This window comes from Pyxidicoccus sp. M6 (genome assembly GCF_055568925.1).
In genome coordinates this window covers 4,669,965-4,694,219 of the sequence record NZ_CM145714.1, presented here as the reverse complement: position 1 = coordinate 4,694,219, position 24,255 = coordinate 4,669,965, and the positions used below count along the sequence as shown (strand labels likewise).

Below are 24,255 nucleotides of genomic sequence, written 5' to 3'. Positions count from 1 at the left end.
CAGCCGTGGACTCAGTTGACCCGAGCAATAAAGTTCAAGCGTAACTCCCTGCCGTCTCAAAGAACAACAACATCTCCCCCCTCAACCGAACCGATTCGCAGCCATTGCTGAGGACAGGCCTGGTGCGTGCGGTCCGTTGATTAGCCCAACGCGAAGTAGCTGCCCATGGCGAGGTCATCCATTTCGTCGAGAGGAAACAGCAAGATGACGCAGACAGCATTCGTGACGTTCGATTTAGCCAGGGAAACACTGGATTACAAAGCCGCATACCGAATTTTGGGGGACATGGGACTTCATGTCACTGAACTGGAAAGCAACACCTACCTGCCGAACACGAGCGTGATGGGAGAAGTCCCTGACACGTGGACGGCGGAATCCATCCGGAACAGCATCACAGAACGGTTTCAGGCTGCTGGAGTGAATCTGTCGGCGCTGTTTTGCGCGCTGGTAGCAGATTACGCTGGGCAAGGCGAGAAGGTCGATCGGCAAGCCATGCTAGCCGCTGCTCTTCGAAACTTTGGACGACAGAGGCAATAAGAGCGCGCAACCAATGTGAGGCCTGGGCTGGCCCCGAGCGAAACGTGCCCTCCTCTTTTGAGTATGGCCGGAGAGCTTGTGTTCCGAAGGCATTTCGGCAGCACGTGGCGCACCTGCAGCCCTCCTCCAAGTCCCAAGAGAAGCAGGGAAGACCACAAGGTGGATAACCGACCTGACCTGAAGGCCATCGTCTTCATCCTGCGCAGCGGCATTCCCTAGGAAATACTTCCCCGCAGTCGGTTCAGCCTTTTGAGCATGATGAGGCGAAGCGCGCATGGGCTTCGCAGGAGTTCGCGCAATGAGCTCAGCGCTGCTACCACAGTTTCAAGCGTTTCTCGCTGTCGCGCGACCGCGCAGCTCCAGCGGCGCGGCGCACGGACTGGGTGTCATCGCAACCCCAGTGAGTCACTCCGTGCACCAGCGCAAGGAGCAGTTGCGTGTCGTGTGGTGCTGCTCACCCGCAACCACGCACAGCGTGCAGCGACGGAGGCGGGGCCTCGCATAGTCGAGGGCGCGAACCGGGGACTGCGGCAGGCCCTCGCTACCCTCGGTGTCGAATGCGCATGCGCAGCTCCGGCAATGACCATGAGCGTGTTGTGCGTGCCCGTTCCACTACGCACGCAGCCACATCAGCGCACACCAAAGGTCAATAAACACGCGTTGACCTCCAAGCGCTCACAAGTAAAACTTGTAGCCGCCTGAGCAGCGTTTCGGAATTCGCGCTGACACTGCGTGCAGGCGTTGTGGGGGTGGGAACATGCGAATTGAAGAGTTCCTAAACTCAATCAAGGCGAGTTCGCCAGGATGGGAGCCTGGCGACAATCTCGCCACACTCAAGCTGACCGATTCGCAGCTCGGCCAGCTCGACGCGTGGGTCGGCAATCGCGCTCACAGGATCAAAAAGCTTCGTGACGAGTTCAAGGTCGCCTGGGGCGGAGCAATGCTGCTTGCCGGCGCGCGCGCAATTCAGAGGCTCTTCCACGACAATCCGGACGCACGCCTCGAATACGCGAACGTCGGGGTCAAGCTCGGCATCGACGGCCTCGCTCAGCACATGAATCCCGACGCCTTGTCTGCCATCGAGAGAGGAGCTCGCCAGGTCTGGGGTGTACGACTGATGCGCTCCCGCGTAGCAGCACGTCGTATTCTCGAAACCATGCTGCTGCACTCCGGCGCGCTCTGGCCGCTGCTTGAGGCGCTCACGGACGAAGTCGAGTGCTCTTGGAGCTGGGAATCGCTGGCGCAAGCGGATGGGCCGGCGATTGGGGACTGGATAGCGAACCGGGCAAAGTGCCTGCGGGTACGTGAAGGCCTGCGCTCGGTCCTTGGCGACGAAGACATGCGCCTTGACCTCGGCGAGCGTCTTCAGCGCTTCGCCGAGGTGAAAGCATTCCTCGCCCAACGCGCCGCTGCCCCGCTCGCTCGCGGCGCGCTCGCTGAGGTGCTCGGAGTTCCGGATGAGGAGACGGCCCGCGCTCTCGCAGCCCGCTTGGCGCCACCTGCGGCGACGGCGCAGGCCCCAGCGCAAGCCGAGTGGCACTGGGACAGCAAGAATGGACTGGACCGGCTCGTACTGCGCCTGCCCAAGATGCTCACCGTTCCCGGCGCCGGCCCTGAGCAACAGCGCCTCTCCCTCGGCTTCGCGAATGGAACCATCACAGTCGCCTACTTGCGCCAAGGCGATCAATACGTGCGCGAGTCCAACTCGTCGTCACTGCCGTTGCCGCGCGGTACCAAATTTCCGGCTGCAATCCTCGCCTTCGAGGAGCAGGGCGAATTCGAGATCCCGTACATGGATGTGGAGGCGCCTGCCGAGCCGGTAGCGCTCTTCGACGCCGATACCGGAGCGCAACTCTCCACAGCACCGGCCGGCACCACAGTCGTTCTTGTCTGCGCGCCGGGCTACCGACTCGATGCACCGGAAGGCTTCAAGCACCGGTCGCTCGCCGACCTGGACGCATGGTCATGCCAGCTTCCAGCACACGCGCTGACGCTGACGCTGTACTGCCCAGATGGCTCGACTGAGGAGTGGCCAATCGACCCCAAGGCGCTCCCACTTCGCATCGTCTTCGAGCCCCCCCATGTCCCAGGCTTGACGTTCGGTCGCGCTGCTGCCTACTCGCGCTTTCCACGCTTCTTCGTCGATGGCGACATCCGCACGTTCAGCTATCTCCTTACTGGTCCTGCCGGCAGGCATTCAAGCGATCTGCGCAATCGGCTCGTCAGGCCTGCGCAGAAGCTCGCCGCGACTCCTGGGCGCTACCGGCTTGAGGTCTCTGCAGACGGAAGGCGTGGCTTCGCTCACTTTGTAATCATTCCGGAAGGCACCGCGCTCACGTCAAGAACCGACGCGCTCGGCACTCACATCGCCATTTCCGGCAATGAGCTGAAGCTGCTTACGTACGCGAATGAGCACACACTCGCATTGACTGTCCCCTCCTCGGTTCACGGCGAGCTCTCAATCGACGTCATCTGGCCGCGTGCCAACCTGCGCGGTGCGTATTCTATCGGCGCCTATCCGCCGCGCGTGGAAGTTCGCCCAGCGGCCGACGCAGAGGCTACCGACGAGCGTGCGCTCGAGTTGCTCCTTGGCAGTGGCGGCCTTCAGATCGACGGCCCACCGGCAGCCGCCGTCCGCATCGATTTAGGCGAAGTCATCTTCGTCCGCTATCTCGACTCGGCCGGTCACCGATTCATCCGCTTCTCCGAACTACCGCAGCGCGTGCTCAAGGTCGGCGACGGCGGTCTCCGCATCCGTGTGTACGTGGGCAGCTGGCGCTCCGAAACTCTCCGCTTCACACGGCGCACAGCTCGCCGCCTGAACGTCATTGCGGAACTGCGAGCAGACACTTGGTACGCGCGTACCAAGCTTCCGGATTCGCCTCCAGTGCACATCGAGTTTGTGAACGCATGGACTCCGTGGATGCCCGCGCACCGCATCGAGGCGAAGGTCGTCTCTCACGACGAGGGTGGCTTCCTCTACGAGGTGCCCGTCCCTACTCCCGGTCGCCCGTACCAGGTTACCGCGTTCTCCGGCGCCGAACGAATCGCCGGCATGGGATTGATCTACTCTCACGCTGTCCGCCCGACCGCGCCACCTGGGCTCGACCTGCTCGAACGCTTGCTCTGGGATGGAACCGAGCGCAAGCGGGAGCTCTGGCGCGATGCAATCGAGCGCCGCCTCTCCAAGTACCGCGAGAAGTGGGTCTTCGATACCTTCAAAACGCTCCGCCGCTATGGCGCGCGCTGGTTCAAGATTGCCGAGCATCTCCCGGATGCCACCACGCATCTGCGTCTTGGCGCCCTCGTGGCGCCCACCGAGGAGTCCGACGTCGTCGAAGCGGTCTTTCGCGAACTCGATTGGCCGTTGGCCTGTGTCCGATACGCCGATTTCCAGCGTATCAAGCCATCCGATCCTGTTGTCGCATTGAGAAGGGTCGCAGATTGGCACGCTGGATTGCTCGTGCCCGCATTCCTCACATGGGACCTGAGGGAGCGCTACATGGACGTCGCAATGCTTCTCGCTCCGCTCAACGAGATTCCTAGACGGCTCAGCGACACAGAGATCAATGCAGTGTGCAGTCCCGAAGCCGAAGGAATGAGCCGCCCCAGCAGACGTACGGCCAACGGCCGGCTTGCTGGTCTCATTGAGGTTCGGCGGAAGCACACCGAACTGTCAAATGATCCCGACCTTCGGGGGCTCATTTCTCGTGATGGCGATACCGGGAACGTGCATCCCCGCCTTAACGCAATCTGGCAGCAGACGCTGCCCCCCGATGCACGCGCAATCGAAAACGCGGTTGTTAACGTGACAGAGCGCGTCCATCGCTGGCGCGCAGGTGGTCCTGTTCTGCCGAAACTTTGGGACGACGTACGGGTGCTGCAGCACAGCACCCCAACTCTTTTCGACTACTGGCTCAACCGCTGGGCAGCGGAGGAAAGCACAACGTGAGCAAGCACTACCAGTTCGACGGCTACCAAGCCTATCACGCACTGCAGAGCCGGTACGCCGACTTCCTGCTCGACGTATTTGGAGTGCGCCCCGGGCCTCTTGCGGACGTTCTTCGCTCACACTGGAGCAGCGACAGCGGCTTCTCTCTGTTCGCCCCTCTGCTCGTTCAAGCCGCGTTCCCATTCCGTCCGGGAAAGACGCTTGCCGAGCTCCAGGCGCCCTCGACCAAACAGCGCACGATGGAGCGGCCACTCCATCCGAAGACGGTTTCTCTACTAGAGAAGGCGGGAATCGACTACAGGCTTTTCGAGCATCAGGTCGACACCATCCGCGCAGCTTCCCTCGGCGAAACCGTGGTCCTCTCCGCAGGCACGGGCAGTGGCAAGACCGAGGCGTTCGTCATCCCGCTCATTGATCGCCTCTTCTGGGATCATGAAGAGGCACGCGACGATCTAAGCCAGCCGGGTGTGCGCGCGTTGGTCGTCTACCCGCTCAACGCGCTCGTGAACAACCAAGTGGATCGCCTGCTGGCGATGCTCGGCGCACAAGACGAGATCAACTTCGCATACTACACCAGCCGGTTGAAGGACACGTGGCGTTCGGCGAAGAACTCGTATGAGCGCCGCGGCAAGTCGGTACCGCCAAAATGCCAGATTATCGACCGCGCGACGCTGCGTGGCCTTGATGGTGGTGACGATCGGCCTAAGGGACCGCCGCACGTTCTAATCACCAATTTCAGCATGCTCGAGTACATGCTAATCCGCCCGAGCGACCGGACGATTTTCGAGCCCGAGAACCTCTTCTACGGCGAGCATCCGCGCCTCAAGTTGATGGTGCTTGATGAAGCGCACGTGTACGCTGGCGCGCAGGCAGCCGAGATCCACATGCTGCTGCGCCGCGCAGCGCAGCGCTTCGGCACCACGCTCGAAGCGGTGCAAGGGTTCGCGACTTCCGCGACGCTCGCGAACGGAGAGAACGAAGGACGCGCAGTGCTCGACGAGTATGCGTCCCGCATGTTCGCAAAGAAGTGCGGCGTGAAGTCCGTCGAGGGACACCGCTATCTGCCGCCCGAAGCCCGCCCGCCGCGCCAAGTGCCGGAGCTTCGAGATCCTTCCACACTCGCTGCCGATCAGCAGTTGATTGACGCCGAACTCCGCACAATTGAGTACGACAACTCGGGCAATCCCTCCGCATTGCTTCGCGATGCCGCACTTGCCAATACCGCTTGGAGGGCATGCGAAGCGCTCGGACTGGTGACCGCAGTGGAGCGCACACAGCTGCCAGCGGACATTGCCGACCGCCCGGCGCTCCTCCTGCATCACGTGTACGCGACGCATCCGCGACTCACCAAGCTGCGCGTTTGGCTCTCTGATCAAAATGAGCTACCCGACATCGACCAAGTCGCCGCCCAGGTATATGGTCCTGCCGCTCCGAGCGAACAGCGGCGGCGCGCGACCGATGCAATCCTGCGCCTTGGTTCGCTCGCGCGTCTTGACGCCAAGCACCACCCGTTCATCCCTATCCGCATGCATGCGTTCGTGCGCGCGCCAACCGGTGTCTGGGTCGATCCTCGTCCGCCCAAGGCGAAGGTCGTTGAAGGGTGGCCCTGGGGGCAGGTGACCTCGCTCCCACCTTCCGGCGATCCCACCGAATCTCCGCGTACGCAGCTCGGCGTCTGCGCTGAATGTGGTGCGCCATACCTAGTCGCTCACCGAGTCGGAAAGGCTAAGGAACTACGGATCGAGAAGGCTGACAAGGCGGTCCGCCTCGCAGTTCGCCCGAAGGAAAACAGCGAGGACGTGCTGTGCATCGGCGAAACACGCATCCCCGTCGAGGTCGAGGAACTCGGGGCGGCGGACCGTCACGGGCGTTCGCCAATGAAATGCCTGCAATGCAAGACGGCTGCGACCCGGCTTCGCCCGCTTCTGCTCAGCCCGCGAGCGGCGCTCGGCGCCGTGGTTGACATGGTGTATCCGCACCTTGGCGAGATGCCGCCGAGCAATACGAAGCAGGAGTTTCGCCCGGGCGGCGGACGTCGCCTGCTCACGTTCTCGGATAGCCGCCAGGAAGCGGCTCGCATTGCTGCGGTCGTGGAGAGCACACACGACACCGGGGTCAACCGCCAGCTCATCGTCACGGCGCTCCGTGCCGAGGCCGGGAGTTCGACGGTGAAAGAGCTGGCGCGCGCTCTCGGTCAAGATAACTTGCTCCGCGAGCGCGCGGCCTCGCGCGGTCTCAAGCAATTTGAATCGCTCGAATACCTCGGCCTGCTCTCGCTCTATGAAGAGTTTGCGAGGCCGCCCAGCCGCGCCAACACGCTTGAGACGCTCGGTATCGTGGAGGTCGTATACCCCACCCTACCGCCGTGCCCGAGCGATGCGCTGCCCTATTTTGGGAGCGACAAGGTATGGAAGGACTTCGTCGCTCAGCTACTCGACATTGCGCGCAGCCGAGGCGTGGTAATCAAGCCCAGTACCGACGAGCCGGAAGCAGAGGAAAAGCTTGGGCACTTCCTCCCAAACACGATCGGCAACAAGCTCGTCTGGAGCACGGCCGACGATCTACCGGACGAGGACGAATCCGAGACGGAAGACGAAGATGCAGGCCGCGACATCCCTATGTACCCGCGCCGCCGCCCCGAGGCTGGCCGAATGCACGAGTACACAGCGCGCGTGCGCGAGCGCCTCAAGATGCCCGACTCGATGGGCGTCGACTCGCTGCTCTCACTCGTGTGGAACGCGCTGACCCAGCATGCAGAGCAGGGCTGCAAGTGGCTCCGGCGGAAGCAGGACAAGCTCCAAATCGATCTGTCGCGCCTCGAACTCCGGTTGCACGAAAAGCCGCCGCTCATCGACGTCGACTCCGGCCGAGTCTATTTCCGCTCCGTGGGCGGTGTGGCTCCTGCGGCCAACTGCCGGCGTACCCTCGTGCCACTGAATGACGACCAGCGTGCCTCCTGGTCTGCCCGTCACTCAGTGCGTCGCATCCTCGAGGATCCACTCCTCGGCCTACACAGCGTGGAGCATACAGCGCAGATCGGCGTCGACTCACTCGAAGGAGAAGAGAACGCCTTCCGCCGCGGCGAGCGCAACCTGCTCGCATCGTCCACCACGCTGGAGATGGGCGTCGACATCGGAGGCCTCACGTTCGTAATGCTGACCAACGTACCGCCGGGCCCCGCGAACTACTGGCAGCGAGCTGGCCGTGCCGGCCGCCGCGCCGATGGCTCGTCAATGGTACTCACGCTTGCGCTCAACCGGCCGCACGATCAGCTAGTGTTCACCAACCCGCGGCGCTTCCTCCACTCAGAGATGACGCCACCACAGGTGCGCCTTGACACGTCGCCGCTTCTGCTTCGGCACGTGAACGCGTCGCTGCTGGCGGCGTTCTTCGAGGAAGCAGTGGAACGTGACAGCACTGGCAGTCCAATGCGCGCATTTGGAACGGTTGACGAGTTCATGTTCCGGTCTGCCATTGGTGGCGGAGGCATGGACAAGCAACTCGCCGGCGATCTTGAGCTGCTCAGCGAGGATCCGCTCGCACATGCGTTTGCGAGCTGGCTCGGACAGCTCGACGACAATTCAAGTGTGGCGCCGCGAATCCGTGATCTGACGCACGGCACGACTCTAGCCACGTATTCGATTTCTGAGCTGGCTGCCTCCTGCTCCAAGGCGCTTGCGCGTGCTGTCGGGGCGGTCACCAGGGACTACAACGTGCTCAAGGAGCAGCGTGAACGCGAGCAGCAGAAAGGTGAGTCCGCTCGCGACGAGATTTTCCTCGCTGCTCTCGCACACCAGGAACGCGTGCTTCTCATCGAGACGCTGATTGCATGCCTCGCGCGAACCGGCTTCCTGCCGCGCTTCGGCTTTCCGCTCGACGTCGTGCATCTCGACACGAAGTGGAAGTTTAGGAAGAAGAAGGGCAAGAGCGAGCAGAACGACGACGAGGATGAGCCTAAGCCGCAGGAAGAGCCGCTCGATCTACGAATGGAGCGCGCCCTCGACATAGCACTGAGTGAGTATGCGCCCGGTTCCGAAATCATCGCCGGCAAGAAGTTGCACCGCGTCGCGGGTGTGGTTCGCAACTGGCTGGCCGGCGACGAGAGCAGCGTCGTCCGTCACTTCTATCTTGAGTGCGAGAGGTGCGGGCATTTCGAGGACCACAACGCGCCGCCGGTAGCATGCGAGATCTGCAACCATCCCACGGTGTTCCTCGAAGAGTTGGAGTCGACCACCGAGACGGCTGGGCGCCGCCGTCGAAAGAAGAAGTCCTCCGAGGCGGAGACTCCGCTCGAGGCGGGCGAAGTTCCTCCGAGTCGCGTGCGCCGTTACATGCGACCGAGTGGCTTTGCGGTCAAGGCCGGGCGCCGGCCACGGCGGGTGGGCTCCGAAATCGATCGGATGCCCTCCCCGCGCGTGACCGTTCGCGCATCCAACTCCATAGGCCTCGTGGAGATCCTTCCCGCTGGCGTCATCGGTGGCTTCACCGCCAACTCGACGGTGTTCGTGCGTTCTGAGGGCAGGTCCGAACGGCCGGGCGGACCTGGCTTCGGCTTCGCCATCTGCCAGCGCTGCGGATTCGCAGAGCCGGAGGATTCGTTCGGCGGTCCCCTGCCCAAGGCGTTCGTCGAGCACAATCGACTCCGGGGATTCCGCCCATGCGACGGCCAGGGCACTTGGCGGCACGCTGTTCTTGGCACCTCGATGACGGTCGACGCATTCCGACTGCGGCTGACAAAGGAGTTCCGTCCTGCCGTAATGCCTAATGAGGAAGAAGCGTTCTTCCATACGCTCGCGGCTTACCTGCAACTCGTCGCTGCTCGGAAGCTCCAAATCGATCCGCGCACGCTGCACGCGGCCGTCGCAACGTGGCAGGGCGCCCCCCCGAGCAACGGGCACACGAGCGCCTCCGCACTAGAGGCGGTCGTGTATGAGACTAGCGGCTCCGGCATGCTGCGACACCTCATGGACGATCCGGTCGCGCTTCTTCGCGATGTGGTCGACATGCTTGAGAACGACGACGAGGCGAAGATCATCCGTTTTGACACGCAGTTCCTCGCCGCGCGCGGCATGCTGCGCGTCGACCTGCTACAGACGCACTTCCGCGATTCCGCGCGCAGGATGCTGCTCTATGCGGCCAATCCGGTTGAAAAGCACAGGGCCGCAGTGCTGCGTGGACGCGGGCCGGTGCTCGCCGCAATTGAGCTGGTCGAGGACACCGGCTCGGAACTTGGGCTTCAGGCAGCTGAGATCGCTGGAGATGCACTCGATGCGGGCGGGATCCTGCGTGCCGTGCAGCGGCGCGTGCTCGGCCCGGAGAAGCACGTGCCGAGGCTGATGCTCAGCCGCCTGCCCGATGCCAGTGGAAAGAACGACAAGGATGCCGTCGTCGCCGTGCATCTGCGACGTCTGATCGAGAGCGGCGTGCACATACGCATCGCTGCCGCTACGGATCTAAAGGCGCTCGGTGAGGACGTGTGGCAGGTCCTCTCCAACGGCCCGACGCGCGCTGCGGCCATCGGCGGTGTACAAACTACCGGCGGCACTGGTTTGAGCTTCGGCTCCGCGTGGCTCGATGGGTACGCTCCCATCGAGGCGAAGCCCGAGGCTGCCAGGGATGCGTGGTCCAGGTTCACCGAGCGCTGGGGACGCGGTCAGCCGGTGACGGTGGACGATCTCACGCCGAAATCGCCCAATGCCCGTCCGCTCGTCGAGATCGTAAAAGGAGTGATCAACCCCGACCTCGTTTACGCGTGGCGCCTGCTCCGCTCGCACCTCGGCGACCTGAACCAGCTGGGAAAGGTAACGAAGCTCGCGTACAACGATCGGCACCTCGGCAAGAGTGCGATCGCGATGTGGATGCTCGGAGAGCTCCTCCAGCGCTTCGCCTATGCGCCGAATGCCAAGGGCAAGATTTGGACGCGCGAGGCGGATGGCTACGACGGCCAGGCGAAGTCCAGCGACGAGCTGTTCAAGCTGAAGAAGGCCCCTGGAAACCTCGGGCCGAAGCAGTCCGAGCTGCTGGCGAAGTGGTGCTCTGTCGAGGCGGGCAAGAAGGGCCTCGACCTGAGTTTCGAGCGCCGCTTTGAGCTCGAACACCCGCGCAAGCTGGTGGTCGAGTTCGCGCCAGGCGGCAAGCACAGCTCGCTCAAGGTGCTCTTCGACAGCGGCCTCGATTGGGCAGAGTGCAAGTCGGTGGTGGGGCCGTGGACGCAGGGGCCATTCCAGACCCGTACGACGCACATGAGCATCTACGTCGATCTGCCGGTCGTCGACGAGTTCGCTGCGCTCGGAATCTGAACAAGCCACTCAGCTTGAGGCTGCACCCCGCAGGCAACTGCGGGAGGCAGCCTTACCGTTGGTGATTCGACGAGCGGCGACGCATCAGCGTCGCGTCCCGTGCATCGCTAAGCGTGGGCGCTCGCATGCGGGATTCAATGCCGCACCAGTTCAAGCTCGCGTTGTAGAGGAGCACAGAGGGGATGAAGCGACCGGCTAGCCACGGATGTGGAGGCACGCCAAGACGTTGGCGGAGGCGTGCAAGCTGGGGGCGTATCGGCCGGCGCATCGACTCGCCCTTCTTCACGCTGGATGTGGCCATGCTGGAGGACGGAGGCTGGGCCGTCGTCGAGGTGAATGACGGCGGCGTCTCCGGCCTGCCTCCCAGCCTGGACCCGCGAGAGCTCTTCGCGGCGCTGCTCCGGGCCGGGTAGGCCGGCACCTGATTCCCGGCGCCTCGCGGTGTGTCGACTGTGCCTCATCGACGCTGCCCCGGCCGCCTCCGCGTGCGGCCGTAACCGCCCTCCCCCGCCTGCTCCAGCTCGTCAGGGGTCCACGGCAGGTCGAGCTGGTCCTGCAAGTCATACAGCGTGTCGCCGCGGACGATGCCGCGGCGGCCGCGCCGCGCCTGGAAGCGCACGGGCCTGTCGAGAGACGGCAGTTCCTCCTCCACGAGCGTCCGCGCCAGCTTCTCCGGCAGGTCCACCCACACCACTCCGTATGGCGTCCCCTCCTCGTCCCGCTCCACATCGTAGATGAGCGGCACCGCCTGCTCGCGCACGAGGACCCCATTCGGGAGTGACATGAGCCGCGCGCGCACGTCGGGCGGCACCAGCCCCTCCAGGTCCAGCTCCAGCGGGCGCTCGAGGAATGCCTCCATCGAGTCCACGCCGTCGAGCAGCGCCTCGTAGCGCGCCGTCAACTCCGGGACCTCCAGCGCGGGCGTCTGTCCTCCCGACCGGCACCACACCTCTCGCACCACGTCGATGCCCGGCTGGTTGCGCTGCACGGCCGGATGATGTGCCCCACCCGTCGCCAATGCCTCCGCGAGCACGTGCCGCGCGCGTCCGGCCAGCTCCGGGCCCCAGGCGCTCAGCACCTCGACTTCGCGGTCCAGCTCGAAGCCGGAGTGCACCAGGCTCCGCTCCAGCACGAGCGAGTGTTGGAACACGTCATAGGCGACCTCCGGCTCCCCGCGCCGCGCGTACTTCCGCAGCAACTCCAGAGGAACCTGTGTCCCCTCGATGGAGCCATGCGTGGCACCGGAGCGGTCCGCGAAGTAGCGGATGGCGCCCGCCACCGCGCCGAAGCTTCCGCACACGCTCGACTTCGCGACGCGGACCGTCTCGCCCTCCACCGTCAGCTCGTCGATGACGAGGTCGAACGGAATGAAGCACGCGAGAAGGTCTGCGAAGCGATGGTGCAGCTCCTCGTCGGCGGATGACATCCGCTCGGGCAGGTCCACGCCCACGCTGCGGTAGACGCTGGCCATGGCGAGCGCCGCGTCCTCCACCGCCTTGACCAACACACCTCGCCGCTCCGCCCAGCGAGCCAGCTTCTCCGCGTCGAACACGTGGCGCGGCAGCCCGTACACCTCGCCCACGGAGCCCGCCTCACCGTACGCCTCGGCATAGAGGTTGTACGCGGTGAGGTGGTCACTCCCCGGCGCGAGCACCCCCTCCAAGTCGCGCTCGTCGCGCGTCATCCGGTGCAGGGACTCGATGGCGCTGCACACCGCGAGCACCGGCAGCAGCGCGTCCTCAGCGTTGACGATGAGCTCCGCCCAGCCGCGCTCCACCGGGAGCGCCTCCACCGCGCGCCCGTACGGGGTGAGCCGGCCCTGCGCATCCACGATGTTGCGCGCCTGCAACCGCTGGAGCGCCTGCGCGTAGGCGGCCTTGTCCAACGGCACGGGCAGCTCCAGCGCATCCGCGCGAACACCGAGCGCGGCGGCGGTGAGCGCGACGCGCTCCGAGTCTCCGGCGAGCTGGAACTCGGGCGTCGTGGGCCGCAGCGCGAAGAAGTCGATGTCGCGGTCGCTCAGGATGAAGACGCGCCCGCCCTCGACGCGGCCGTGCACGCGCCCGGCCATCTGGAGGAGCTCGTTGTTCCCCAGGTGGACGCGCGTGAGCACGTTGCGCCCCTCCGCCACGAGGTTGGCGAAGCGCGTGTCGTCGATGACCACCGTGTCCAACCCGGGCACGTTGAGCGCGCTCTGCCCCGCCGCCGTCATGGCGAGGAGGTACGGCCGGGGCTCCGTGCCCTCCAGGAACGGCCGGATGACTCGGATGGGCTGTCCCCCGTGGTAGTACGCAGCGTTGATGCCCGGCCAGTCCTCGCGGACGTGCTTCGCCACCTGCTCCACCGCCGCGCGCGTAGGGAGGAAGACGCCCACGCCGCGCTGCTCCTCCTCCACCTCGCCCAGGAAGTCCGCGTCGAGAAACGCGAGCGGCTCCCGGCGTTCGACGCGGACGCGCGCGGCCTTCGTCGCGTCGTAGGCGGAGACCTCGATGGCCTCGGCGCTGTCCAGGTAGCGCACGTAGAAGGTGGGGTCCACCGTGGCCGACAGCCAGATGAAGCGGCAACCCACGTGCTTGCCCAACGCGAGGCACAGCTCCAGCTCCGCCGATGTCTGGTGGATTTCGTCGATGACGAGCGTGTCGTGTGGCCGGATGTCGCCGTGCTGGAACCAGCGCCGCGCGATGCCCGTCGTCACGATGACCACGTTCCAGCCCGGCGTTTCCGGCGAGGCCTCGCGCTCGCGGTTCACCACGCCCACCTTCAGCGGCGTCCGGACGATTTCCTCGGCGATGGGCCGGATGGCGAGCGTCTTCCCGGTGCCCGTCCCGGCGATGATGCCGAAGCCCTTCCCGGCGCGCGCCAGCTCTCGCACGCGTGTGCCGTGGTGCCGCTCCAGCCATGTGTCCAGCCGCAGCCCCAGGGCGAGCTCGATGGTCTCGCAGGCGGCCCGCGTGGGGGCGATGACAATCACCCGCCCGCGAGGTGCCGCCGGGGTTGGGGCCTCCGGTGGAAGGAAGTGGTCGGTAGGAGTCCGCACGGCGCCCAATCACGCACGAGGCCCGTCGTGGCGCAACCCGGCACGTCGGGCCAGCGGGAGGGCCTGTTCACTCCCTGCTACGGCGCCGTCCAGATGCCGGCGATGCCCTCGTTGATGGAGGCGCCCCCGAGCGTGTCGACGAAGATGGTCCGGATGGGCTTCGACGCCTTGATGCCCACGAACTCGAACGAATTGGGAGCAGTGTCCAGGACCGAGTCGCCAATCACCTCCTGGGTGGCATCCGTGAAGGTGAGCGTGAGGGTGTGCACGGCCGACGTGTTGGTGAGCAACTCCAGGCCCACGGCGGAGACGGGCCGGAGGAAGGCAATCTCGAAGTCATCCTCGCCGTTGACGACGAGCGTGGACTTCACAGGCAGCGGGTTCGTGTTGCTGTGATTCCACCCCGGCCCGATGAAGCAGAGCCAATTGTTGGTGGAGGCGCGGGGCGCCAGCACGTTGATGGTGGGCGCGCTGGAGCCCCAGGGAAGGTCCGTCCCCGGAGGCGTCCGGACGCAGCTCGACGTCGAGCCGGACGGATGGTCCGGATACGCGGTGGAGGCGGACTGCGGAAAAGGCACGAGGGTGGCGCCCGTCGCGGCCGTGAAGTCCGCCTGCTGCGTGAAGACCTGGGACAGGCCGTCCTTGCGGGTGCCGACTGCATCCTGCTCCTCCGGCGCGGGGGCACCGCACGACAGCAGAGCTCCACAGCCGAGGACCCACATCACCGACTTGCGCATCGCGATTTCTCCTGGGTTCGAAGTCCAAACGAGCGTGTTGCGCAACCCACACTGCGGGAGAAGTCGCTGACGGGCAAGGCAAGGCTTCGTTACGGGGTGCGGGAGGGCTCCGATGCCTGCTCCAGGCTGGCGATGACCCGTGCGAGCAACGCGCGCCGGTCCGGGCGGGCGTGGGCCACCTCTCCTCGGAGGATGGGCAGCGCGGCGTCCCCCATGACGCTCAGGCCCTCCAGCGCCGCGCGTGCAACCGGGTTGCGACGGTCATGCAGCAACGCCGCGACCTCCGCCACCGCGGGCTCGTGCTTCCCGAACATCAGCGTCCGGATGGCCCGGACGACATGGCCCGCCTCCGAGTCCTTCAGCAGCTCGCGGGTCAGCTCCAGGTATTGCGCCCTGGGCACCAGTCCCTTGAGCAGCCGGTGCGCGCGCAGCCGCACCGAGGACTTCCGGTGGGAGAGCAGCCGGGTCAGCCGCTCGACGACATGTGGCACCCTCCGCTGCACCATCCACTCCAAGGCCCTCGGGTCGGGCTCTGGAATCTCCCACGCGAGCGTCTCCAGCCTCCGTTCCACGTCGCGCATCATCTCGGCGGAGAGGTTCCGTTCGAGGGACGGGTCATCCAGCAGTATCGGCGCGAGCGCGGTGACGACATCCGCCCGCAGCGCGAGCGTGGTGACCAGCGAGAGCAGCGCGATTCGCACCTCCGGGCTCTGACGTTCGAGTCCCCGCAGCAGGGCCGCCAGGGCTTCGGCGTCCTCCTTCCGGTTCGCGAGGTCGACGAGCCAACCGCCGAGGCGGAAGGCTTCGTCGCGACGGCCCCACGATGCGAAGCCACCGAGCACCCGCAGTGCCACCTCTCGATGCCCGTCATCCTCGTGGACGAGGTGGAAAAGCGCGGCCTCCAGCTTGCGGCCTTCGATGGCGTACGAGGCGGCGCCCCGTTCGAGCAGCTCCAGGAAGTGGGTTCGCTCCAGGTCTCGCGCCTGGGTGAACAGCTCCACCAGCTCGGGGCTCCACACGAGGTCGCTGGCGAGGACGGCCAGCACCGCGGTGTGGCCTTCGCGAAGCATCGGGAGGACGAAGGGCAGGACCCGTGCGGATGGGAACGAGCGGAGCATGCCCGCCGCCGTCGTCCCCGAGCGGCCGCGATTCATCCGCCACACGTCGAGGAGAAGCTGCACGTACGTCGGTAGCAGGCTCGGCTTCGGACCGAGCCCGCCGAGCAGCTCCAGCAGCGACTCCAGCCAGAGCTCTCCCTCCACGCCCTCCCCTACCGCGCCGAGCTGCTCTCGGAGGGCTTCCAGCTCACGCCGGTCAAGCGCCCCTGGAGGAACCCACTTGAGCGGCCGTTCAGCGCCGAGGCTGTCGAGCAGCGATTGGAGCCGAGGCAATCCACGCACGCGCCAGAGCTGACGAGCGGCCTGCCGGCGGACCTCGACGTGGGCATGGGTCAGCAGGTCGACGAACAGCGCCTCGTCCTCGTCCGACGCGGGAGTCCCCAACACGGAGAGCGCGGCGAGCGCGAGCCCGTGCTCATGATGCCGCGCGAGTCGTCGCAGCGCCGCACGGGACGCTTCCGTCCCGAGGTCCCCCATCCACCGCACCACCGTCCCAACATTCGCGGGCGTCGCGGATTCAGCGGCACGTGTGAGGCTCGCGAGCAACTCATCCTCCGGAGCCTGAACGCCCCACTCCTTCCGGACGGTCTCCAACAGGTCCGGGTGCGGCCCTCGCGCCACTGCGTCGAGCACCTGGAGCGGCGGCACCTCGCGGAGCACATACGGCAGGAAGAACCGACGCACCGAGGAGGAGCGGGCCTGGACGAGCGCCTCCATCAATCTCGGACCGGACAGCTCACCCGCGAGGATGAGCCGCTCGGCGCCCCAGAGCGCCACGGGCTCATCGGGCAGCGCCGACGCCACCCGGGCCTCTTCCACGGACAGCACGGCCTCCAGTCGATGCATGGCATCGAGCGCTTCCCGCGGCTCGATGCGCGCGTCCGCCCATGCGCGTCGCACGTCGACGAGAGCCCCCACCCGCTCGAACCCGGACAGCCAACGCGCGAGCACCGTGAGAAGAGAGAGCGCCAGGTTGCGCAAGGAGGCCCTGGGACTTTCGAGCAGGCCTCGAATCATATCGAGGTGCCGCTTCAGGACGGCCGCACGCGCCGCCGTGAGCCCGACAATGGCCGCCGACGAGAGCAGCCGCGAGAAGTCCTCTTCGGCGGCTTCGAGCGTGCTGACATCCCCCGACGACAGCATGTCGTCCATCCATGCGAGGTCCTCGTCCAGCCGTCGCTCACGAAGCAGCCGGGCCTGCTCGGGGTCCCAGGACGCTTCGGGAATCCACTGCGAGAGCCCATGGCGGCGCAGCAGCACCTCCAGTTCCTGGAGCGCCTCCGGAGACAGCTCCAGGACTCCGCCGCGCACCGCATCGTTCAGCACCTTCCCGATGCGCGCCCCACGCCGCAGGAATGCCACGAGCGCATGGGGCGACAGGACTCCGGAGAGCGCCTCGCACAGCAACTGCTCCTCCCGAGACGAGGCCGCGTCCTGGAGCGCATCGAGCACCGTGGCCACGTAGCCCCGCCCGCACGCGATGCGAAGTGCTCGGACCAGGGACTCGCGCAGACCGGGGTTGTCGTGGCGCCGCAGCCAACCCAGCATCGCCTCGACCGGCGCCGGCCACCCGGGGCCCGCGTTCCCGAGCGCCTCGGCGGCGGTCTTCTTGATGTTCATGTTGGGGTGTGCGAGCCCCGCCACGAGCAACGGCACCGCCCATTGCACCTTGAAGGCCCCGAGCCCCGCGAGCGCCTGGCGCAGCCGGTAGATATCCTCCGAGCGCGCGAAGGGAACCAGCCATGCGATGGCGCGCACGTCACCGCAATGCGCGAGACATTCCAGCGCGAGCTTCTGCACATGCACGTTCCCGTGGCGCAGGAAGCGCCGCAGCCGCCGCGCGAGCATCGGATGCTTCCGCCCCACGAGCTGTGCCAGCACCCGCTCGAGCTGCGCGTCACTCAGGTCCCGCTGCTCGAGCTGGTCGAGCAGGCACTCCGCGAGGACGCGCGCACCCGCCTCGTCTCCCGAAGAACAGCCGATCAGCCCTCTCGGACGCAGACGCCCCCTTGCATGGAGCCCGCGTCCCACTTCGGTGATGGCCCGATGCGCCGAGGCACGAACGGTCTCATCCGCGTCGAGCAACAGCGCTCCCAGTGCCCCGAGCCCGCGTCGTCGCGCCTCGCGACCGAGCTGGTCGATGGCCTGGAGTCTCCGAGGGTGCTGCGTCTGCAGGGCGATGCGAGAGAGCTCGGCGAAGGCCGCGTCGTCGTAGACAGGCTGGAGGCTCGCGACCCTCTCGAAGGTCGGCGCTCCTTCATCAGGCCACGGTGTCTTCGTTGGGGCTGCGTCGTCGAGCGCCGCGACCAGGGCCAGGGCCTCTGCGCGCCACTCGGCGACGGGCAGCCTCGGGTGCTCGCGAACGAACTCCACGGTGCGCGCGCCGCCCACGCGACGGAGCGCTTCGAGACAGGCCCAGGGCTCCTCATCGAAGACCCGCAGCAGGGTCTCCTCGGACGTCTCATGTCCCTGGTGCCCGAGCGCCTCGATGACCTCGGGCCGGAGTGGACGCCCCTCGGGCCGTACGAGCAGCACTCCGAGCAGGTCCAGGGCCTCGGAGCCATCCAGCTCCCGCAGGAGCGCGAGGTGCCGTGGGAAGTCCGCGTGCGAGGTGGGCAGCGTCCACAGCGGCTCGACGTACTCGCGTTGCCGGTGGCTCAGCACCTCCGCGACGACCTCGGGCGCAATGGCAGGAGACGATACGAACAGCTCACTCACCAGGGGCACGTCTTCGGACTCGCACCGCACTCCCCGCCGGTAGAGCGTCTGGAGCAGCCCCGCGCACGTGGGCCCGAAGAACAGCGGGTCCTCCCGCGAGATGAGCAACGCGAGCCGCAGCTCCTCGTGACCCGCGAAGGGAGCCAGCAGTGACATGGCCTCGCGCCGCGCGGAGCGCCAGTGCCGTTCGTCCTCCAGCACGAGCCGCAGCGCGAAGGACTCTCCCCGATGGGCCCACACGCGCAGGGCGGCAATGGCCAGCCGCTCCGAGCGTCCGAGCAGCGCGTGGAGTGATGGCAGTGAGGGAGCCAGAGCGGGCCGCGCCGCCCAGGGCTCCGCGAGCAGCTCCGCGGCCTGGAGCGCCACGCGTTCGTCCGTGGCGTCGAGCGCGCGAGCCGCCAGGGCCAGCGCGTGGGTCAGCGTCACGAGTCCCGTGCCCACCGCGTCGCCCAGGTGACGCAGGCCCGCGAGCTGGACGTCGGGCACAGGGTGCGCACACAGCGCATCGACCCATGCCTCGGCATCGGGAGCTTCGGAGAGGGAGAGTCGCTGGACCGCGAGGAGCAGCACCTCGCCTCCCGGATGCGAGGCCAGCTTCGCGGGCTCGCGAAGGATGTCGGTGACGAGCCACGCCACCTCCGCTTCGACGGGACGTGGCCCCGTGGCCAGCGATGCCAGCCGCGCCACCGGCACCTCCGGAGGCAGCAGGCGGGCGAGCTCCGCGAGGAGGACGTGCGACTCGGGAGCACACGCACCGAGCGCCGTGGGCAATGCCTCCAGGAGCTGCGCCGCCGTGTCGCCCGCCTCCAGCCGCTCCAGCCGCCGTTTCAGGTGCAGCAGCGCGGCATGAACCCACTCCATGTCAGGCGCGGCGAGCAATCCGCGTAGCTCGGAGGGCGACAGTCGCTCGGTGCGGAGCCGATGCTCCAGGAGCGCACGGCTCCCGCGCGGGGAGAAGTCGACAGGCTGTGAGCGAGGCATGGGAACCTTATAGGCGAGCCGGTGGACGCCCGGCGTGCCCCGAGGGGACGACGCACACGCCCGGGCCTGACGCTCAGTGCCATGCAGAGACCTGCTACGAGGCCTTCCCTGTGATTCTGCCCAAGGACTTCCGAATCACCATCGACCCCATCGGGCAGGGAGTGCGGGTCCGCGTCACCCATGTGCCGACTGGGACTCAGGTCGAACGCGACGTGCCTCGTGGCGGCAGCGTCAAGGAGGCGGAGCGGCAATTGCGCGCGCAGCTCCTGTCCCGGTTCTTCAAGGTGGAAGAGTTCGAGTTCCGTATCGGTCGGGCCGACGGAGGCGGCACCTATGAAGTGGTGCATCTCCCAACGGGGCGACGCCAGCGAAGGTTCTACGCGTATGAGCAGAAGGTTCCTGGCGACATCAGGCTTCAGCTCATCGACGCGCTGCTGACAGAGGCCTCCGGCTCTACACAGGCCGAGTAGCAATATGTTCAACGGCAGCCTGCTTTCCTCCCAGCTCCGTCAGGGCCCGACATAGAAGCAGCAAGGATGGATGATACAGGCGGTGCTCGGGGTCCAAGACGAGATCGCGGACGTCGAGCACGCGCTCACCCGGCACGATGTCGACGAACAGTCGCGACCGGGTCTCGACCTTGAATCCCGCGGGGTGCTCGATCAGCTCTACCGGGCGTCCCAGCCTTTCGCACACCCTGTCCCGGACGAGAGCCATCCGTGGCACTTCGGCGAGGGAGAAAGATTCGAGGCAGATACCCATGGATGGTCCTCCGTGCAGAGCATACAGAGCGACGCGGCCGGCCCGCGGACATGACATCCAGGTCATGCGCCTGATGCGTTGAACGCCGACGTTCGCGACTTCCATGTCAGGGCCGTGCCGCTTCGCCCTCTGGGTGAAACCCCGAGCTGCTTGTGGTCCAACGATTGCTAACGCAACCGGGACACACCCCTCGGAGGTCCCCCGTGAGTCGTTGGCTGAATCCCATCCTCATGACATTCATTGTCCTGCCCTTCATGGGCTGCGAGTTCGGGCTCGAGGCCCCCGGTATCGGCGAGGCCACGGCCTCGCGGCTGTCAGATGACCGGGTCGCCATTTCCGTCACGCTCTCATGCGACCTGATCTACGGGATGCCGCGCGGCGGTGACTCATGTGATGCGGATGGCGACCGCGTCTGCGTCACCGCTCGCTGGTACGAGGCCTCGGACACCGACTCAGCGAATCCCATCGCGAAAGCCGAGCAGTGTCAGAAGGTCAAGTCCATCATCGGTGCACGCGTGGACCTAGTCACCTCCGAGCGCATTCCGAGCGATTCGACCTTGCGAGTCCACGTCCAGGCCGACCCGCGCGTCGTCAGCGTCGTCCTTCCCAATCCCTGAGCCTCACTGGAGACCGACATGCGAATGACTTCTTGGATGGTTGTCTTCGGCTGCGTCGTCACCGGCTGCGGGCCCCGGTTCGATGTGGTGGGGATTCGGGCTGCCACGGCGACGCGAGATGCGGATGGACATGTCACGGTAAGCGCCACGCTCACCTGCGTGGGCGCGGGAGATGGCGAGGTCGATGGGTGTGACGAGACGGGCAGGACGTTCTGCGTGAAGGCCGGCTGGAGACGGCTCGACACAGATGGCCTCGTCAGCGCGGGCGAGACCTGTGTGAAGCCCGACCGTGTCGAGGGCACCACCGTGAGGGTCCGGTCCGAGGACCCGATTCCCGAAGAGGTCCCGACGAAAATCGAGGTCTTCGAGCAGTCCAATTCGCAGGAAGGGCCCAGGGTCGTCATCACCGACGGCCCATGACACCGCCCTCCCCTGTCCCCGTCAGGCGGTGAGCGGCTCAGTTCGAGTACCTGAGTGCGTAGTCGCGCGTCTGGGGATGGAAATAGGCGCTCAGCTTCGCCCCATCCCAGAAGAGCAGCACGTCATCCTTCAGCCTCACCCAGGTGCCCTTCGGAGTGCTCACGACGTCCTGGGGCTCGCTGCCCCAGCGCAGCCAATCGGGATGTGCCCACTGTGGAACCGCGAGGGCCCTGCCCCGATGGTCCAACCACTCGGGTCTCGCGCTGCCCTGACGAGCAGGCGCGGACGGCTTGTCGGGCACGCCCACCGCGGTGCTGAGCAGCGCTGCGGACGGATGCTGCTTCAGCACCTTGCCCGTCCGCGCGTCCAGCTCGACCCAGGGCCATGACTCGAGGTTCTTGGAAGGCCGCCCGGAAATCAGCAGCACGCGACCCTGACGGCCCCAGAGCTGCTCGGGCAACAGCTCACGGACCCGCGAGAGGAGCGCGTCCTCTTCGAGGCGCTTGCCGTCGCGGAACCGGAAGCCCGGCACGAGGAGCGATGCGGGAGTCGTGGGCCCCGACACGGGATGAATGGACGTCCGGGTCCCCAGGAACAGGAAGCCGTCCGGCAGTGGAACCAGCGGGAGCAGCTCTCCCGCGCCCTTGTACTCCGTCACCTCCAGAGCCGGCCCCGGGCCCGCGAAGACGAACTGCAGGCGGAGGCCCGGCTGCTCGTTGAAGCTGCGCATCACCACCGCCCGTCCGCCGGGAAGCGCCATGAACTCAGGCGCCAGCAGCTCTCGTGACGTGCCGTCGGCCGCTGGCAGCGTGTGCAGCGTCCACCGGCCATCCGCCTCGCGATGCGCCAGCGAGCCCTTGCCCAGGGCCCAGAGGGAACCATCATCCGGCGCGTTCGCGAGGCGAGACCACTCCTCGGGGGTGGGAGGCAGCTCCAGCCGCTCGGCCTCGGGCTTGAGCGGCGTGAGCCGCCACAGCGTGGAGGGCCCCGTGGGTGCGGAGAGGGACTCCAGCCTGGCCCTGGCCAGGAGCCAGGCGGAGCCGTCCGCCGTGGCGGAGATGGAGTCGTAGCCCATGGGCACACCCGCGAGGCTCACTTCGGTGAGCCCCTTGCTCTCCAGCACCGCGGGCAGGGGCGGGGCCTCGGGGAAGAGCGGCAGGGGCTGCCCCTTCGGCGAGCACCACACCTGGGTGGAACCCAGCAGGGCAATGCCTGGCAAGGACGGTGTGTCCTTCACCAAAGCCTGGCTGGAGATGACGAAGCGCTCTCCCGAGGGGAGCACGTCCGCGACCGTCGCGTGGCGGAGCGGCCAGCGCCGGAAGTGCACATCGAAGGCCGAGAGGAGTCCCAGCGGCTGCTCGCCAGGGCCGAGCAGCGCGACATCGTCGTAGGAATCCTCGCTGTTACCAGGAGGCTCCACCCGGAGGGTGAGCCCTCCACCGGAGTAGACGCGGACGTTCTTCGTGTCCTCGTCCGGCGCATCCTGGTTGCGGTCCTGCTCCTTCCTGGCGACCGGGGTGGGCAGACCCGCGCCACTCAAGGCCTTGTTCCCCGCGTAGAGCACACCGTCAGCGCCGAAGCGCGCCTCCCCGTTCATCTCGTCCCGCGCGAGAGGACGCATGGCCAGGGGCTCCAGCCCCGGCAGGCGCCAGGTCCCGATGGAGCCGGCTTGCCAACGGCCCGCCACGAGGAAGGGATAGGTCAGCGCCACCAACGTCCGCCGGTCCGGCGAGACGTGCAGCTCCGCCCCCTCGGGGGTCTGGAGGTCCGTGATTTCTTCGGCCAGGAGCTCCGCCTCACGCTCCTCGCCCTTCAGGGCATGCTCCCGGTAGCGCGCGATGAGGCTCTTCAGGTCCTTGGGGCCGCCACGCTTGCAGCCGCGCTGCGTGACACAGAGGCTGCGCACGACCTCTCCCGAGCGGGAGGAGATGAGCTCGGCGAAGCCATCCCAGCGCGTGGCGAGGAGCTGCTCCGCATCGACCCGGGCCGCGTCCGCATAGGGCCCCTTCTTCTCGACGAGCAGGCGCTGCTCCGGGATGTCCCAGATGCGCACCGTCCCCTCGTGGACCACGGCAAGACGCCGCGCATCCAGCAGGGCCGCCAGGTCCGTTCCTCCGAGCCCCACGGCGGGCAGTCGGACGACATGGGTCCCCGTCTCGAGGTCGAAGAGGCCCAGCTCGCGGTCCCGGGTGAGCCATGCGACGCGCGAGCCGCCGCCGACGCGAACTACACTCCGCACGAGTCGCACGTCGGGCTCGCCCGTCGCGGAGCGCTCCGGGGGCAGGAGGGCCACCTCCCGCACCACCTTCAGCTTCCGGTCCAGCACGCGCAGCAGGCCCTGGTCCGTCACGCCCAGATACCCATTGGCATCGGCCGACAGTGCGACATAGGACGAGCAGCCCTTGCACGGGATGCGCTTCAGGATGCGCTGACCCTTCAGGTCCACGAGCGTGAGCGAGCCCGTCGCCCCGCCGATGAGCAACTGCTGCCGAGCGGCATCCATGGCGACCGCTTGGGTGAAATCCCCGCCGGCCGTCAGCTTCTGGACGAGGCCGGGCGCTCGCAGCACCTCCCGGACCTGGGAGTCGGCCTCACGCCCCAGGAACTTCGTGCCCACGAGGCCGTCCATGCCCACGTAGTCGGCCTGCTCACGCTCCCCCTTCAGCACGCGCGCATCCTGCAGGCGTCGGGCCTCCCACGTGGTGGTGTCGAAGGCATAGCGCTGACCGTCGAAGGTCTGGGCGGTGAGCGTGCGGCCATCCTGGGAGAGAGAGGCCGACTGCCAGCCGTCCACCTGGGGCAGCAGGTAGCGCTGCACCTTCAGGGTAGAGACATCCCGCAGGGCGAGGACGCCGCGGTCCACCACGAAGAGCGAGCGCCCATCGGGCGTGGGAATCAGGTCCAGCGGGACGTAGCTGGGCGCGAAGAGCAGCTCCCCGGGCGTACACGCCGATTCGGCGCCGACCGGGGCGCTCTCCGCATGGGAAGGCGTGGTGTAGAGACCGGACAACACCAGACAGAGGCAATACGAGAGCAGACGCAAGCGCATGGAGAGCGCCACTCTATCCCCATCCCTG

The 24,255-nt window shown here is 66.7% G+C and carries 12 protein-coding genes; 7 read left to right on the top strand and 5 right to left on the bottom strand.

All coding sequences use genetic code 11. The annotated features are described in order from the left end of the window. The first annotated feature begins 204 nt into the window (after nt 1-204). The 4 genes from ACVTJA_RS18680 (at nt 205) to ACVTJA_RS18665 (ending at nt 11,201) form a co-directional block, all read left to right on the top strand. On the top strand, nt 205-537 hold the full coding sequence (locus ACVTJA_RS18680) for a hypothetical protein (RefSeq protein WP_465837899.1): 333 nt from the start codon (nt 205-207) through the stop codon (nt 535-537). A 757-nt stretch (nt 538-1,294) separates the two neighbouring features. Then, nucleotides 1,295-4,489 carry a hypothetical protein gene (locus tag ACVTJA_RS18675; RefSeq protein ID WP_465837897.1) on the top strand — a complete coding sequence of 1,065 codons (3,195 nt, stop codon included), beginning with the start codon at nt 1,295-1,297 and terminating at the stop codon, nt 4,487-4,489. Next, entirely contained in the window at nt 4,486-10,788 is a 6,303-nt protein-coding gene (locus tag ACVTJA_RS18670; RefSeq protein WP_465837895.1) for a DEAD/DEAH box helicase, read from the top strand. Before ACVTJA_RS18675 ends, ACVTJA_RS18670 begins: the two co-directional genes overlap by 4 nt. Nucleotides 10,789-10,970: 182 nt before the next feature. Then, nucleotides 10,971-11,201, top strand: a complete 231-nt coding sequence (locus ACVTJA_RS18665) for an ATP-grasp domain-containing protein (protein ID WP_465837894.1) — start codon at nt 10,971-10,973, stop codon at nt 11,199-11,201. A gap of 44 nt (nt 11,202-11,245) precedes the next feature. Here ACVTJA_RS18665 and ACVTJA_RS18660 read toward each other — a convergent pair whose 3' ends face one another. The 3 genes from ACVTJA_RS18660 to ACVTJA_RS18650 form a co-directional block, all read right to left on the bottom strand. Then, a complete protein-coding gene (locus ACVTJA_RS18660; RefSeq protein WP_465837892.1) occupies nt 11,246-13,825 on the bottom strand; it encodes a DEAD/DEAH box helicase family protein in 2,580 nt (859 codons plus the stop codon). A gap of 77 nt (nt 13,826-13,902) precedes the next feature. Further along, nucleotides 13,903-14,562, bottom strand: coding sequence for a hypothetical protein (locus ACVTJA_RS18655; protein ID WP_465837890.1), 660 nt, complete (start codon nt 14,560-14,562; stop codon nt 13,903-13,905). Nucleotides 14,563-14,651: 89 nt separating this feature from the next. Then, entirely contained in the window at nt 14,652-19,379 is a 4,728-nt protein-coding gene (locus ACVTJA_RS18650; protein ID WP_465837889.1) for a HEAT repeat domain-containing protein, read from the bottom strand. A gap of 110 nt (nt 19,380-19,489) precedes the next feature. Here ACVTJA_RS18650 and ACVTJA_RS18645 point away from each other — a divergent pair, with 110 nt between their 5' ends. Next, the gene (locus tag ACVTJA_RS18645; protein ID WP_465837887.1) at nt 19,490-19,849 is read left to right on the top strand and encodes a hypothetical protein; all 360 of its coding nucleotides are present in this window, start codon (nt 19,490-19,492) and stop codon (nt 19,847-19,849) included. Here the strand turns inward: ACVTJA_RS18645 and ACVTJA_RS18640 are convergent. Then, entirely contained in the window at nt 19,833-20,141 is a 309-nt protein-coding gene (locus ACVTJA_RS18640) for a hypothetical protein (RefSeq protein WP_465837886.1), read from the bottom strand. The two genes, ACVTJA_RS18645 and ACVTJA_RS18640, sit on opposite strands and share 17 nt — an antisense overlap. A 230-nt stretch (nt 20,142-20,371) precedes the next feature. Between ACVTJA_RS18640 and ACVTJA_RS18635 the strand changes: the two genes are divergently transcribed. Together ACVTJA_RS18635 and ACVTJA_RS18630 are read left to right on the top strand one after the other, a co-directional pair. Continuing rightward, entirely contained in the window at nt 20,372-20,758 is a 387-nt protein-coding gene (locus tag ACVTJA_RS18635; protein ID WP_465837884.1) for a hypothetical protein, read from the top strand. 18 nt (nt 20,759-20,776) lie between these two features. After that, nucleotides 20,777-21,178, top strand: a complete 402-nt coding sequence (locus ACVTJA_RS18630; protein WP_465837882.1) for a hypothetical protein — start codon at nt 20,777-20,779, stop codon at nt 21,176-21,178. 37 nt (nt 21,179-21,215) lie between these two features. Here the strand turns inward: ACVTJA_RS18630 and ACVTJA_RS18625 are convergent, their stop codons facing one another. Beyond that, nucleotides 21,216-24,227, bottom strand: a complete 3,012-nt coding sequence (locus ACVTJA_RS18625) for a WD40 repeat domain-containing protein (RefSeq protein WP_465837880.1) — start codon at nt 24,225-24,227, stop codon at nt 21,216-21,218. Between the last annotated feature and the right edge of the window lie 28 nt (nt 24,228-24,255).

Bases quoted from the DNA above. Each gene is read 5' to 3' on its own strand.
- ACVTJA_RS18680 (WP_465837899.1), top strand. From the start codon at position 205: ATGACGCAGACAGCATTCGTGACGTTCGATTTAGCCAGGGAAACACTG.
- ACVTJA_RS18675 (WP_465837897.1), top strand. From the start codon at position 1,295: ATGCGAATTGAAGAGTTCCTAAACTCAATCAAGGCGAGTTCGCCAGGA.
- ACVTJA_RS18665 (WP_465837894.1), top strand. From the start codon at position 10,971: ATGAAGCGACCGGCTAGCCACGGATGTGGAGGCACGCCAAGACGTTGG.
- ACVTJA_RS18655 (WP_465837890.1), bottom strand. From the start codon at position 14,562: ATGCGCAAGTCGGTGATGTGGGTCCTCGGCTGTGGAGCTCTGCTGTCG.
- ACVTJA_RS18650 (WP_465837889.1), bottom strand. From the start codon at position 19,379: ATGCCTCGCTCACAGCCTGTCGACTTCTCCCCGCGCGGGAGCCGTGCG.
- ACVTJA_RS18640 (WP_465837886.1), bottom strand. From the start codon at position 20,141: ATGGGTATCTGCCTCGAATCTTTCTCCCTCGCCGAAGTGCCACGGATG.
- ACVTJA_RS18635 (WP_465837884.1), top strand. From the start codon at position 20,372: ATGACATTCATTGTCCTGCCCTTCATGGGCTGCGAGTTCGGGCTCGAG.
- ACVTJA_RS18630 (WP_465837882.1), top strand. From the start codon at position 20,777: ATGCGAATGACTTCTTGGATGGTTGTCTTCGGCTGCGTCGTCACCGGC.
- ACVTJA_RS18625 (WP_465837880.1), bottom strand. From the start codon at position 24,227: ATGCGCTTGCGTCTGCTCTCGTATTGCCTCTGTCTGGTGTTGTCCGGT.